At 38.3% G+C, this 14,263-nt stretch carries 9 protein-coding genes; 5 read left to right on the top strand and 4 right to left on the bottom strand.

The genetic code is table 11. The features are described from left to right. Positions 1-68 precede the first annotated feature (68 nt). Both ACFRAE_RS14955 and tilS read right to left on the bottom strand, forming a co-directional pair. Positions 69-554, bottom strand: a complete 486-nt coding sequence (locus tag ACFRAE_RS14955; RefSeq protein ID WP_422797975.1) for a hypothetical protein — start codon at positions 552-554, stop codon at positions 69-71. Positions 555-559: 5 nt separating this feature from the next. After that, positions 560-1,885 carry a tRNA lysidine(34) synthetase TilS gene (gene tilS / locus ACFRAE_RS14950; protein WP_422797974.1) on the bottom strand — a complete coding sequence of 442 codons (1,326 nt, stop codon included), beginning with the start codon at positions 1,883-1,885 and terminating at the stop codon, positions 560-562. A gap of 138 nt (positions 1,886-2,023) precedes the next feature. On the opposite strand from tilS, the gene ACFRAE_RS14945 reads away from it, so the two are divergent. Then, the gene (locus tag ACFRAE_RS14945; protein WP_422798046.1) at positions 2,024-4,225 is read left to right on the top strand and encodes an OstA-like protein; all 2,202 of its coding nucleotides are present in this window, start codon (positions 2,024-2,026) and stop codon (positions 4,223-4,225) included. 80 nt (positions 4,226-4,305) lie between these two features. On the opposite strand, the gene ACFRAE_RS14940 is transcribed toward ACFRAE_RS14945, so the two are convergent. Continuing rightward, positions 4,306-5,772, bottom strand: coding sequence for a glutamate synthase subunit beta (locus ACFRAE_RS14940; RefSeq protein WP_422797973.1), 1,467 nt, complete (start codon positions 5,770-5,772; stop codon positions 4,306-4,308). 16 nt (positions 5,773-5,788) lie between these two features. Continuing rightward, a complete protein-coding gene (gltB, locus tag ACFRAE_RS14935; protein ID WP_422797972.1) occupies positions 5,789-10,288 on the bottom strand; it encodes a glutamate synthase large subunit in 4,500 nt (1,499 codons plus the stop codon). Between the two features lie 209 nt (positions 10,289-10,497). On the opposite strand from gltB, the gene ACFRAE_RS14930 reads away from it, so the two are divergent. The 4 genes from ACFRAE_RS14930 to ACFRAE_RS14915 all read left to right on the top strand — a co-directional run bounded on the left by ACFRAE_RS14930 (position 10,498) and on the right by ACFRAE_RS14915 (position 14,017). Then, positions 10,498-11,598: a mandelate racemase/muconate lactonizing enzyme family protein gene (locus ACFRAE_RS14930; protein ID WP_422797971.1), complete on the top strand. Its 1,101-nt coding sequence runs from the start codon at positions 10,498-10,500 to the stop codon at positions 11,596-11,598. 215 nt (positions 11,599-11,813) lie between these two features. Continuing rightward, positions 11,814-12,794 carry a deoxyhypusine synthase family protein gene (locus tag ACFRAE_RS14925; protein WP_422797970.1) on the top strand — a complete coding sequence of 327 codons (981 nt, stop codon included), beginning with the start codon at positions 11,814-11,816 and terminating at the stop codon, positions 12,792-12,794. A gap of 38 nt (positions 12,795-12,832) precedes the next feature. After that, positions 12,833-13,381 (top strand): hypothetical protein, encoded by a 549-nt coding sequence (locus tag ACFRAE_RS14920; protein ID WP_422797969.1) that lies wholly within the window; start codon positions 12,833-12,835, stop codon positions 13,379-13,381. A 63-nt stretch (positions 13,382-13,444) separates the two neighbouring features. Then, positions 13,445-14,017, top strand: a complete 573-nt coding sequence (locus ACFRAE_RS14915) for a non-canonical purine NTP diphosphatase (RefSeq protein WP_422797968.1) — start codon at positions 13,445-13,447, stop codon at positions 14,015-14,017. Positions 14,018-14,263: the final 246 nt, after the last annotated feature.

Genomic DNA, 14,263 nt, shown 5'->3' with positions numbered 1-14,263 from the left:
CCAAAAATAACAATTTATTTAAAGTTAAGTAAACGGAATTGTCAGAGGAATTTCAATTAACAAAATTTTCACTTTTGCAGTAGTGCCTTTTGTATGGCCTGCAAGAGTTGCACAGGGTGCTGAGAACCAATTACATAAATTAGTCCATCCTTATCGGTTAACCAAACGGCATCCTTTCCTCCAGAGTAAAACCGAATCTTGCCATTCTTATGAAGATTATAAACTGGATTATTGAAAAAATAGCTGGAATAACGATCTTTCTCTGCTTTAACGATGGAATTTAAGTCTATTTTCACCAGACTGGTTGTCCAAAGACCACTTAAAATCACGTGAGTGGAGGTCACCTTAGTCCGATAACTAATCATATATAGCATAATGATGGATACGATGAGTATACCTACGCCAACAATAAAGAAAAGTTGTCTAGAGATGAGGTGTTCTAAATTAATGTAATAGGCAATAAAACAAAATAAAGCTAATATCAGTCGGACACTAATCCAAGTCATATCGCGACCTAGGTATTGTTTCTCTTGATATAGTAATTGATCTGTCATAGCTTTTAATTGAATACTAATGTAAGTACTTTCTTTGTATTTTCAGTCACTTTGAAACGATTATCTAATCGATAGCCAACCACCCAAATAATTTCTCCATCGGCATTGCATAATATTGGAATTGCTTCCTTTTCAAATCGATTAATCTTTTGCTGGATAAAATAATCGCTTACTTTTTTCTTTCCTGTCATTCCTAATGGGTAAAATACATCTGCAGGTTTCCAATACCTCAATTGCAATGGGAAGCGTAACTTATCGAAATCGACTTGTGCGTATTCTTTGGGGAGCTGTTTATTGAACTCCATTGTAAAATCAAAGGATAAGGATAAATTTCCTATAGAAATTGGTTCAAATAAATCCAAAATGGTATAACCATCTCGATCGACAATGCTACGTTCTTTTAAAATTAACTGATCGCGATTTAATAAGAGTAAATAGCTTGTGGATTCAAACAGTTGACCCATCGGTCTATCGAAGACTTCTTGGAGTTCTTTTAAGATGTTTTTTTGAAATCCATAGGGTTTGAAGAGTTCAAAAAGCAGGTATGAATCCTGGATATATTCTTTTATTCTGTGCCTGGAAATCATTACCTGATTGTTTTGATACACAAATAAATTAGCCCGTAAATCCTCAACATGACGATGAATAAACTGCATGCTCTCTTCAAAATGTTTGATATTTTGAATCATTGTTTTTTCAAAGTTTTCCTGAATTTCCTTGAACTTTGGAATGATCTCTAGTCGTATTTTATTTCGTGCATATTTGGTTGAGAAGTTGGATTGATCATCCCGATAGGGAATTTCCAATTGTTCCACAGTTTGCAAGACCTCAGCGGCAGATATTCCTAATAATGGACGTATTATCTTCCCTCTTTTTACAGGAATACCCAACAAACCCTGTAAGCCTGTAGAACGTGTAAGATTGAGCATTACAGTCTCTATATGATCATTTTGATGCTGTGCTATGGCTATTTTTTGACAGGATTGCTCTTGACTTAATTCCTCAAACCAGGCATATCGCAATTCGCGAGCAACCATCTGTATAGACATGCCTTGCTCCTCAGCTTCTTGACTCGTATTGAAATGATTAACATAATAAGGTAAACCTAAATGCTGTGCATAGGAACGAACCAACTCTTCATCTAGATCTGAAGCTTCCTCTCGCAATTTAAAATTACAATGTGCTACGATGCAAGATATACCCAAGTCATGAAAAACACGCATCATCAGCATGGAATCCTTACCCCCACTTACCGCCAATATAACTTTTTCATGAGGTTCTAGTAATGAATTTTCTGCTATAAATAGCGCAATTCTATCCGTTATGGTCATGATTCAAAAATACTCAATTCTACGAATCTTCTCTATTAGCTACTAAAATTAATTGTTTAACAAATTTTTGCTAATTAATTGCATATTTTTGCGCTTGTGAGATACCTAATAATACTGTTATTGAGTCTTTTTTGTGGTGTGACCTTGGCACAAAACACACCCCTTGCTGCAGGATCAAATTCCGCACCTATGCGTCTTGTTTCTTCCTCCAGTAGCAAATTTATCAATCAAAAGATTTTCCGAAGCTATAATGCTGTCTACGAGCACAATGGGTCTACACTAGCGGCCGACTCGGGAGATTTCTATAAAGACGATATCGGTAACGAATACTTTGAAGCACATGGAAATATCGTAATCACCCAACCTTCTGGCTCCGTGATTCAGGGTACTCATCTTCATTATGATGCTTCCTCTCAACATGCAGTATTAACAAGAAATGTAAAAATGGTTGATGGTCAAACGACGTTAACGACTAATTACATGACTTATAACATGCGTAATCAAGAAGGAACATATACAGGTGGAGGTCGAATAGTAGGGCAAGGTGACACGATTACTTCACAAAAAGCGTATTATTTTGAGAAAACAAAAGATTCTTACTTCCAAAAAGATGTGGTCGTGCGCACGGAAAGTGCGATCATTTTGACCGATACACTGCAATACAATACGTTATACAGGGATGCCATCTTTCATGGACCTACCAATATCAATGGTCGAAAAGGAGAAAAACTGTATACCGAAAGCGGTACTTACAATACCGAATTTGGAATTGCTAAATTCAATAAAAACAATTTGTATACAGAAGGGAGTCGATTTCTAAAAGGTGATAGTCTATTTTACGATCGGGATCAAGGAATCGGTGAGGCGTTTAAGAATGTATTGTTCGTAGATACCCTAGATAAATTTTATGCCAGTGGCCAATATGGAAAGTACTTGCAATCCGACCAATCAATCTTATTGCGGGATAAGCCATTGATAAAATATGTCATCAATACAGATTCTACCAAAAAAACACAAGATTCTTTAAATACCGATAGCCTGAATAACAATCCACAACTATCCAAAAAAGAACTTAAAAAACAAGAGAAAGCGCAAGAGAAAGAGGTCAACTTGGTTGGAACAGATTCCATTCCTAAAACCGATAGTATTCCACTAGTTAATAATACTTCTACTTCTAAAATAGATACGGCCTATATGACCGCTGATACGATCTTTTCGAAAGTCATCCTCGTAAAAGATTATAAACCTTTAAATCTAAAGCTGGATCGAAATGGTGGCGAAATCATTGACAGCAAAGAAATCGAATATGGAGATCCAGAAGAATTAGAACTTATTAATACCACAGATTCTACCGTCATAGATTCCATTCCAACAGTAGCTAAAAAGGAAGTCTTAGAGCTGAAGAAAACCGTGGAAAAACCCGTGGAAATCGCGAAGAAGACTCCAACAGCAAAGCCCAAGCCGGTAGATGTTGCTAGTTTACAGCAAATCAATAAATCCGATAGTTTATTGCGGCAAAAGGCTGTTATACCTACAGGAAAGGAGGCCGACAGTTTAATGAATCAAGCGATGGAAAAAGCATTAACTGCCGACACCTTACTCAAAGATTCTACCCAGCTATATACAGACACAGCAAAAACGAGAATAGTACGTGCCAATTATAATGTGCGGGTCTTTAAGTCAGATTTACAAGCAGTAGCTGATTCCGTATATTACGGCATGGTGGATTCCATGTTCCGCTTTATGGGCAAACCTATGCTTTGGTCTGATGGTTCACAAATATCCTCTGACACGATCTATATGCAGATTAAAAATGGCAGAATGGATAATGCCCTTTTAAAGGACAATGCTTTTATGGTAAACGTCGTTCTCGACTCCCTGAAATTCAACCAACTTAAAGGCAGGAAAATTACAGCCTTCTTTGCCAACAATAATATTGATAGAGTTTTTGTCGATGGAAATGCAGAAAATTTAATCTTCACCAGCAATGAGAAAACCAAAAAAATAACCGAGATGTTTCATAATCGAAGTAGTCGCATCAAAATCTGGATGGAAGGTAAAAAGATTATTGATTATGTCTCAGAGCGTAAAGTAGATCAAAAACTATATCCATTTAAGATGGTGAATCAAGAAAATGAAGTTTTACCTGGCTTTATTTGGAAACCCGAGGATCGACCTAAATCATTAGAGGACATGATGAATCGTGTTCGAGTGAAGACGGCTCCAGTTGCTGAAGAAAAAAAAGAAGGCGATAATCCAGACGTAGAAGTTAAGCAAGAGGCCGAAACTCAAGAAGGATCCAAGGAAAACAAAACATTGAAATTAAAAGAAGCTAATTAAAAATCGATTAGCCAGAAAATAAAAAAAGGAACATTACTGTTCCTTTTTTATTTTATAACTATTTTCTACTCTTTTACTTTTTAAACAGTTGCGTAAACTGCTTCTTTACTTTCTAGAACGGAACTTCCCATTAAGAATTCATCTACTTTACGAGCACATTCTCTCCCTTCGGAAATAGCCCATACCACCAACGACTGTCCACGACGCATATCTCCTGCCACAAATACATTATCTGTGCTGGTCTTATATTCACCCTCTGTCGCCAATACATTGCCTCTAGGGTCTAGTTTTACGCCTAACTCAGCCAACAAACCTTCTTGTTGAGGATGTAAGAATCCCATGGCTAGTGTTACGAGTTCACAAGGAATTTCTCGCTCAGAGCCTTCTACTTCTTTAAAAGAAGTTGGTCTTCCTAAAGCATCTGTTTCCCAAGCTAAGTCCACCACTAATGCTGCTCTTAAATTCCCTCGCTCATCGCCTAAAAAGGATTTGGTACTAATACTCCAGTGTCTATTACAACCTTCCTCATGTGAGGTTGTTGTTTTCAGCAACATCGGATATGTAGGCCAAGGCATCGCTTCGCTACGGGACTGTGGAGGCATTGGCATTAACTCAAACTGTGTCACTGATTTTGCACCATGCCTGTTGGATGTACCCACACAATCAGATCCTGTATCACCACCACCAATCACCAATACATTTTTTCCGGTCGCTAGGATTTCTTCCACTTCAATTGGGGAGTTTCCTACGCGTTTATTTTGTTGCTTAAGGAATTCCATTGCATAATGTACCCCTTTCAATTCTCTTCCAGGAATATTCAAATTACGCGGAATTGTAGAACCACCAGATAACACGACAGCATCATATTCAGCTAATTCAGAGGCAGGAACATTCTTTCCTACTTCAGCATTCGTGCGAAATTCCACACCCGATTCTTTCATAACTTCGACACGACGATCAATAACCGACTTATCTAATTTAAAATCTGGAATGCCATAGCGTAATAAACCACCCACCTTATCATCGCGTTCGTATACAACCACATCATGACCCGCTTTATTCAACTGTGCAGCAGCTGCCATACCTGCAGGTCCAGAACCCACTACAGCAACTTTCTTACCTGTTTTCAGGAAGCTTTTATTCGGTTTTACAAAACCTTTTTTAAAGGCAATTTCAATGATGTGTTTTTCAATCTCCTCAATAGCGACTGGGTTTTTATTAATCCCTAATACGCAGGCAGACTCACAAGGTGCCGGACAGATACGACCTGTAAACTCCGGAAAATTGTTGGTTGAGCTTAATATATCATAAGCTTCTTCCCATTTACCGTCGTATACGGCGTCATTAAATTCCGGAATAACATTACCAAGCGGACATCCCGAATGGCAAAATGGAATCCCGCAATTCATACAACGTGCGGCTTGTGTATTCAATTGTTCATCGCTAAATGAATGGACAAATTCTTGATAATTACTTTTTCTGCTTTCCACAGCATCTTTCTGAGGAAGCGCTCTTTCAAATTCTAAAAATCCTGTTGGTTTTCCCATAATATGATACCCTTCCTTATGCTGTAACTAATTTTTTCAATAATACCTGTTTGTACTCACGTGGAAACACCTTAATAAAGCGATGTTTTTCCGTAGCCCAATTGGTCAGAATGAAATTAGCTCTCTCACTATTGGTTAATAAAATATGTTTCTTCAATAAAGCGATGATAGCGTTCTCATCTTCGGTATCCAATGGATCCAAATCCACCATTTCCTTATTGCAATTCTCTTTAAATGTTCCTTGAATATCGTATATCCAAGCAATACCACCACTCATACCTGCAGCGAAGTTTCTACCTGTTTCACCAAGGATAAGCGCATGTCCACCAGTCATGTACTCACAACCGTGATCGCCAATTCCTTCAACCACTGCAGTAGCTCCTGAGTTACGAACAGCAAAACGTTCACCCGCCATACCATTGATAAATAAATACCCGGAAGTAGCACCATACAATGCAACGTTACCAATAATGATATTTTCATGTGGTACTAATCCACTTTCTTTGGCAGGATAAATTGCGAGTTGTGCTCCAGATAATCCCTTACCTACATAGTCATTCGCTTCCCCTTCCAATTCAAAGGAAATCCCTTTCGTATTGAATGCACCAAACGATTGTCCTGCAGAACCTTCAAACTTAAAGTTGATGGTATTATCAGGTAAACCTTCCGAACCGTATATTTTCGATATCTCATTGGATAATAAGGTTCCTACAGTACGATCGGTATTTTTAACATGGAAAGTACCAAAGACAGGAGTTTTATTTTCTAAAGCGGTTTTCGCCATTTTCAATAATCCCCAGTCTAAGATCATACTCATTCCATGGTCTTGTTCTTCCGTATTGTATAGCGTTTCATGAGCTGAATTAGAAGCTACATGAAGGATATCTTTAAAGTTGATTTTTTTCGCTTTCCAATGGTTAATATTTTCACGTTTCTTTAAGAATTGTGCTTTACCGACCATCTCATTGATGCTTCTAAAACCAAGGTCAGCCATGATCTCGCGCATTTCTTCCGCTAAGAAGTGGAATAAATGAACTACATCCTCCGGTTTTCCTGAAAACAATTTACGTAAATCTGGATCTTGAGTAGCCACCCCTACAGGACAGGTATTCAAATGACACTTACGCATCATGATACAACCACCAGCCACTAATGCTGCTGTTGCAACTCCCCATTCCTCTGCACCTAATAAAGTAGCGATAATTAAATCCCGACCAGTCTTCATTTGACCATCTGCTTGAAGAACTACACGACTACGCAATTTATTTTGCACCAATGTTTGATGCGCTTCTGCCAGTCCTAATTCCCAAGGAAGTCCAGCATGTTTGATCGAACTAATTGGAGATGCTCCAGTACCGCCATCATAACCGGCAATCAAAATAACATCCGCATGTGCTTTTGCCACACCTGCTGCAATGGTACCAACCCCAGCCTTAGACACTAACTTCACATTGATCCTAGCCTCACGATTTGCATTCTTTAAGTCAAAGATCAATTGCGCTAAATCCTCAATCGAATAAATATCATGGTGTGGAGGCGGAGAAATCAATCCCACTCCTGGTGTAGAATGTCTTACTTTTGCGATCCAATCATCCACTTTATGCCCCGGTAACTGACCACCTTCTCCAGGCTTAGCCCCTTGAGCCATTTTAATTTGAATTTCATCCGCTTGCGTCAAATAATTTGAAGTTACACCAAAACGAGCCGATGCCACTTGTTTAATTGCAGAACGCATAGAATCACCATTTGGTAATTTCGTATAGCGAAGTTCATCCTCACCACCTTCACCCGTATTCGATTTACCACCGATTCTATTCATGGCAATCGCTAAAGTACTGTGCGCTTCATGAGAAATCGAACCGAAAGACATCGCACCAGTAGCAAAGCGTTTTAAGATATCACTTGCAGGTTCAACCTCATCAATCGATATTGGTGTGCGGTGTTTAGCAAATTCTAACAATCCTCTGAGCGTATACATATGCTCTTTTTGATTGTTGATTAATGCTGAATATTTTTTATAAGTCTCGAAATCTCCAGTTCGACATGCTTGTTGCAATAAGTGAACCGTTTGCGGATTCCATAAGTGACCTTCGCCACGGCGTTTCCATTGGTATAAACCACCTTCAGGCAATAATTTAGGCGTTACACGAGCATGTTCAAATCCTCGCCAATGTTTCTCTAACACTTCCCTAGCAATATCGTCTAAGCTTAAACCGCCAATCCTAGATACTGCTCCACAGAAATAGTTATCAACCACTTCTTTATCAATACCCAGCACTTCAAAAATTTGAGCACCATGATACGATTGAAGCGTAGAAATACCCATTTTAGAGAAGATCTTTAATAAGCCATTGCATACCGCTTTCACATAGTTCTTTTTCAAGTCATCCCAAGTAAGATCAGTATCCAATTGACCAATCTCTTTCATGGTACGTATACTTGCAAGCGCCATGTACGGGTTAATAGCAGTAGCACCAAATGCCAATAAACAAGCAAAATGATGAACTTCCCAAGCATCCCCTGCTTCTACCACCAAACCTACTGCTCCACGATTTCCTGTTTTAATCAAGTGATGATGAACAGCCGAAACAGCTAATAAGGAAGGTATCGCACAGTGTTGAGAATCGATAGCACGGTCGGATAAAATGATTACTTCAAATCCATCACGTACAGCATCATCCGCATAACGGCATAAGCGATCTAAACCTGTGGCTAAAGAACCTGGATTTCCATCGGCTCTAAAATAACTTTGAATGGTTTTAGCTTGAAATACACCTGTATCTATAGAGCGTAATTTCTCCAATTCACTAGAAGTCAATATTGGATGCTCCAGCGTCACACAGTGACAGAATTTCTTATCTTCAATCAAGATATTCCCTGCATTTCCGATGAAAGTAGCCAAACTCATTACCAAACGCTCACGAATAGGATCGATTGGAGGATTAGTTACTTGTGCAAAAAATTGCTTGAAATAACTAGATAGGTGTTGTGCTTGGTCTGAAAGTACAGCCAAAGGCACATCGGTACCCATAGAACCAATAGGTTCATAACCTGTCAATGCCATTGGTGTTAAAATGGTATCGATATCTTCGCGTGAATACCCAAAAGACTGCTGATATTTAAAAACAGACTCTTTAGATAAATAAGTAAACGTGACGCGAGGATTAGCAAGCTCTTCTAATTTAATTTTATAGTTGTTTAACCATTCCCCATAAGGTTGTTGACGTACTAATGCACCTTTCACTTCCTCATCCGAACGGATTTTTCCTTCTTCCATATCAACCACGAAAATCTTTCCGGGTTGTTGTCTACCTTTTTTAATGATGGTAGATTCATCAATAGGCAATGCCCCTGCCTCTGATGCCACTACGACACGGTCATCATTCGTTATTGCATACCGTAATGGACGTAAACCATTTCTATCTAGGGTAGCACCAATTACTTTACCATCCGTAAAACATAAGGCTGCAGGACCATCCCATGGTTCCATTAAGGTCGCATGGTATTCGTAGAAAGCTTTTTTCAATGGATCCATTTGCTCATTACCATCCCAAGCTTCAGGAACAAGCATCAACATCACATGCGGTAAGCTACGACCACTGTGCAACAAAAGCTCCACAACATTATCTAAACAAGCAGAGTCCGATTGTCCACGGTCTACTACAGGCAATAAGATTTCCATTTCTTCAGCCGTAAAATACGGTGAAGAATATGCTCTTACGCGTGCATAAAACCAGTTTAAGTTTCCTGTCAAGGTATTAATTTCCCCATTGTGCGCAATCATGCGGAACGGTTGTGCTAATGACCAGGATGGAAAAGTATTGGTAGAGAATCTAGAGTGTATAAGTCCAAATGCAGAAACCACACGAGGATCGTGCAATTCTTCAAAATAAGTACCCACTTGATAAGTCGTTAACTGACCCTTGTAAATAATAGTTTTACAAGATAAAGAGGCAATATATAATGGCAATGGAAATTCTTGGTGTTGCTTAATCATTTGAATGATTAAACGACGCAATACATATAATTTACGTTCAAAATCTTCCGTATTCGCAACCCCATCAGGTCTAGCAATAAAAAATTGCACGATTTCAGGTTCAGCACCTAAAGCTGTAGGGCCAATACCTGTACGATTAACTGGAACGGAACGAAATCCTAAGAGTTCCATTTGACGATCAGCAGCTGCCTCTGCAATCACTTCCCGGCAAATTTTGTTCATTTGTTCTTCCTTAGGAAGAAACACCATACCTACTCCGTAGTATCCTGGTTCTTGAAGTTGGATACCTAAATTTATACATTCTTCCCATAGAAATTCATGTGGCAATTGAATCATGATACCAGCACCATCACCTGATTCTGGATCACAGCCACATGCACCACGATGTTCCATGTTTTCTAACATGGTTAAGGCATCCTTTACCTGTGCGTGTGATTTCTGCCCTTTAATATGAGCGACAAATCCTACTCCACAGGCATCGTGTTCAAACTCTGGGTTATAAAGTCCTTCTTGCTGCATTGTAATTGATAAATTGATTAAATAACAAACGAGTTTGCTAATATATGAATAAATTCTATTATTTATTGAAATAATATTAAAAAATCACATCAAACATTAATTTTAATTCAAAATTAGCGCCATAAAATAATTGATTTTGCATTTGTTTCGCTGTATAGCTATTAAAATGGAATATCATTCGTTACTTTTGTTAATCGAACAAATAAATTATGGTAATCAAAGAAATTGAAATTTATCGACTAAGTATTCCAATGGAACCATTTGTTATTGCGACTGGAGTAATGGATTACGCCCAAAATACGTTTATCAGAATCATCAGTGATGAAGGATTGACAGGCGTCGGTGAGTGTTCCGCATTTCCTATGATTGTGGGCGAAACACAAAATACCTGCATCAGTATTGCGAAAGATTTTGCGCAACTTTGGATTGGCAAAGATCCATTAGCGATTTCCGAGCGCATGGCAGAACTTCATTTATACATCGCAAGAAATAACACCATCAAGTCTGCATTTGACATGGCTTTGTATGATCTTGCAGCAAAACATGCGCAAATGCCATTGTACCAATTTTTAGGAGGTAAACCAAGGGAAATCATCACCGATATCACCTTAGGCATTGCTAGTCCCGAAGAGATGGCCGCAAAAGCTAAGATCCTACATGATCAAGGTGCATTTGCATTAAAAGTTAAATTAGGTAAAAAACCATTAGACGATATTGCTCGCATACGAGCAATCCGACAAGCCGTAGGGTTTGATTTACCTATCCGCATTGATGCCAATCAGGGTTGGTCATTTGAAGATGCAATTATTGCTTTAAAAGGATTAGAACCTTTAAAAATTCAATTCTGCGAGCAGCCATTACGAACCTATAACGATCACCTCTTAGCTCAATTACGCACTGAAACCATCGTGCCTATCATGGCTGATGAATCGGTTTATGACCATCACGATGCCGATAGAATATGTCGTACCGATTCATGTGATTACATCAATATCAAATTTTCTAAATCATCAGGAATTGCGGAATCTTTAAAGATTCAAGCCTTAGCTTATGAATATGGTATTCCTTGCATGATCGGTGGCATGCTCGAAAGTAGACTTGCCTTAGCGGCAAAGGTACATTTTGCCTATGCCGCGCCCAATGTCAAATACTTTGATTTAGACACCTGTATGGTAGGACATTTGGAAGATCCAGTCATTGCTGGTGTACAATATGATGGCTTTAAAGTATCCGTTTCATCCGATTACGGTATTGGAGCAGATATGGATCCCGCATTTTTAGAAACCTGCGATAAATGGGTTATCTCTTAATAATAATTAAATTTGTTTGAAATAATTAAATATGTTAAACAACGACACTTGGAATTTAGGGACCAATGAAGTCATCATTTTGTTGATTTTAGTCATTATTGTCCTCTTCTTTGCATACATCTTTTCTAAGCTGCTAAAAAGAAAGTAAATCGCTTTAAATAGGGTATTATTGAATAATTCAGTAACTTTACAGACACTTATCAGAAAAAAAGATTATGAGTACACAAAGAGGACCAATTTCTCAGTTCATAGAGAAAAATTATCTTCATTTTAATGCAGCTTCATTAGTTGATGCTGCAAAGGGTTATGAACAACACCTTGCAGAAGGTGGCAAAATGTTAGTATCATTAGCAGGTGCTATGAGTACCGCCGAATTAGGTATTTCATTGGCTGAAATGATTCGTCAAGATAAAGTGGCTATAATCTCCTGTACAGGTGCCAACCTGGAGGAAGATGTCATGAATTTAGTTGCACACTCCCACTATAAGCGTGTACCCAACTATAGAGATCTTACTCCTCAGGACGAATGGGAATTATTAGAAAACCATTACAACCGAGTTACAGATACTTGTATCCCAGAAGAAGAAGCTTTCCGTAGACTTCAATCGCATTTGGAAAAAGCATGGAAAGATGCAGAAGCAAACGGCGAGCGTTATTTCCCACATGAATTCCTTTACCAAGTTGTACTATCAGGAGATTTGGAACAATATTATGAAATTGATCCAAAAAACTCATGGATATTGGCAGCTGCAGAAAAAAATATTCCAATTATCGTACCCGGATGGGAAGATTCAACCACAGGAAATATCTTTGCTTCATACGTGATTAAAGGCGAGTTAAATGTACATACCGTAAAATCAGGTATCGAATATATGATTTATTTGACAGAATGGTATCGTGCAAATTCCGGAGGAAAAGGTGTTGGATTTTTTCAAATAGGTGGAGGTATTGCAGGCGATTTCCCAATTTGCGTAGTACCTATGATGTACCAGGATTTAGAGTGGCATGATGTCCCTTTCTGGTCTTACTTTTGTCAAATATCTGACTCGACTACTTCATACGGATCATACTCTGGTGCTGTTCCAAATGAAAAAATTACATGGGGTAAATTAGATACGCAATCACCTAAATTTATTGTTGAATCAGATGCAACCATCGTTGCTCCATTAATCTTTGCTTGGGTATTGGGCCAATAAGCGCACAAAAGCTAAACAAACATAAAATAGCATATACATTGGAGAATAATTTGATTACCACCAACCCCATCGCTTTACAGACTTTAATGTCTGAAACCCTATTTTCAATGGGTCAAGCAGATGCAGTATCCGATAATCATACTCCAACAAACCGTATAGAAACTCCTTCAGCAGCTGCAAACCAAGCAGCACTGGAGGAGTTTATTTATAAAGGAGACAAAAGTACCGGCGTATTATTCATTCTACGGTATCCCGAGTTCCCATATTTCTCTCCAGCTGCTGAAGAAGCATTTGTTAAGACCATAGGTGCTTTACAGCTTCATAGTGGTAATGTAGCCATTGTAAATTTAGCAAACCCTCATAACCCAAACGATTGGAAGCGCATAATGGACTTCTTTCAGCCTAAAAAAATCACCTTATTAGGGGTAGATCCAATATCCTTAAATTTGCCTGCTATAGGACATAATGCATATATGCATGGTAAAGTTGCTACGGTATTCAACACCTTTAGTTTTGAAGAAATGTTTTCAGACCTTAACAAAAAGAAATTGTTCTGGACAGAGTTCAAATCTTTTATCCAATCATAATCCTTTCAAACAACCTACATTTCCTTTTTAGAATAGTATTTTTGTGTATAATAAATACATAGAATGGAATTAATATTTGCGACAAACAATGCCCATAAACTAGCAGAAGTACAAGCCCTAGTTTCCGATAAATTTATTTTAAAATCCCTAAGCGATATAGGATGTACCGAAGATATTCCAGAAACCGGAATCACTTTTTCTGAAAACGCGAAACAAAAATCAGATTACTTAGTTCAGCATTATCAGTTAGACTGCTTTGGAGATGATTCAGGCCTAGAAATAGATGCCTTAAATGGAGAACCCGGTGTATATTCTGCACGGTATTCAGGAACACGCGATATGTCTCAAAATATAGCATTAGTACTCGAAAAGCTAAAAGGTAAAGAAAACCGAAGCGCTAGGTTCAAAACAGTGATCTCCCTACAACTAAATGGAAACCAACATTTCTTTGAAGGTGCTGTAGAAGGAAAAATAATCGATGAATTGCGCGGAACAGAAGGTTTTGGTTATGACCCGATCTTTATTCCTAATGGTTATGATGAAACCTTTGCTGAAATGCCTTTGGAACAAAAGAACAAAATCAGCCATAGATCAATCGCTGTACAGAAACTTTGTGCATTTTTGAATAGTCAATAAATATATTGGCTATTCAACTATTAGACTTGAAGTCAAATCACTCCTTATGATCCCCTAAGGTATTTCCTAAGACCAGGAAGTTAGCTATTACAATACTATTTTATTAGCAAGATTTGTGAACCTTTGGATAGGAGCTGTTAGCACATTAACAACTCCCATCCCAAGGTCCACAAGTATGTACTAAGGTCTTAACGATAAAGGTATAAAACGCAAAAAGCCCATGATCATATGATCACGGGCTTTCCG

Origin of the sequence: Sphingobacterium sp. HJSM2_6 (genome assembly GCF_049316305.1) — a bacterium.
In the GTDB taxonomy this organism is placed as follows: Bacteria; Bacteroidota; Bacteroidia; order Sphingobacteriales; family Sphingobacteriaceae; genus Sphingobacterium.
Note: the sequence above shows the minus strand (reverse complement) of the source record. Positions and strands in the feature narration are given on the sequence as shown.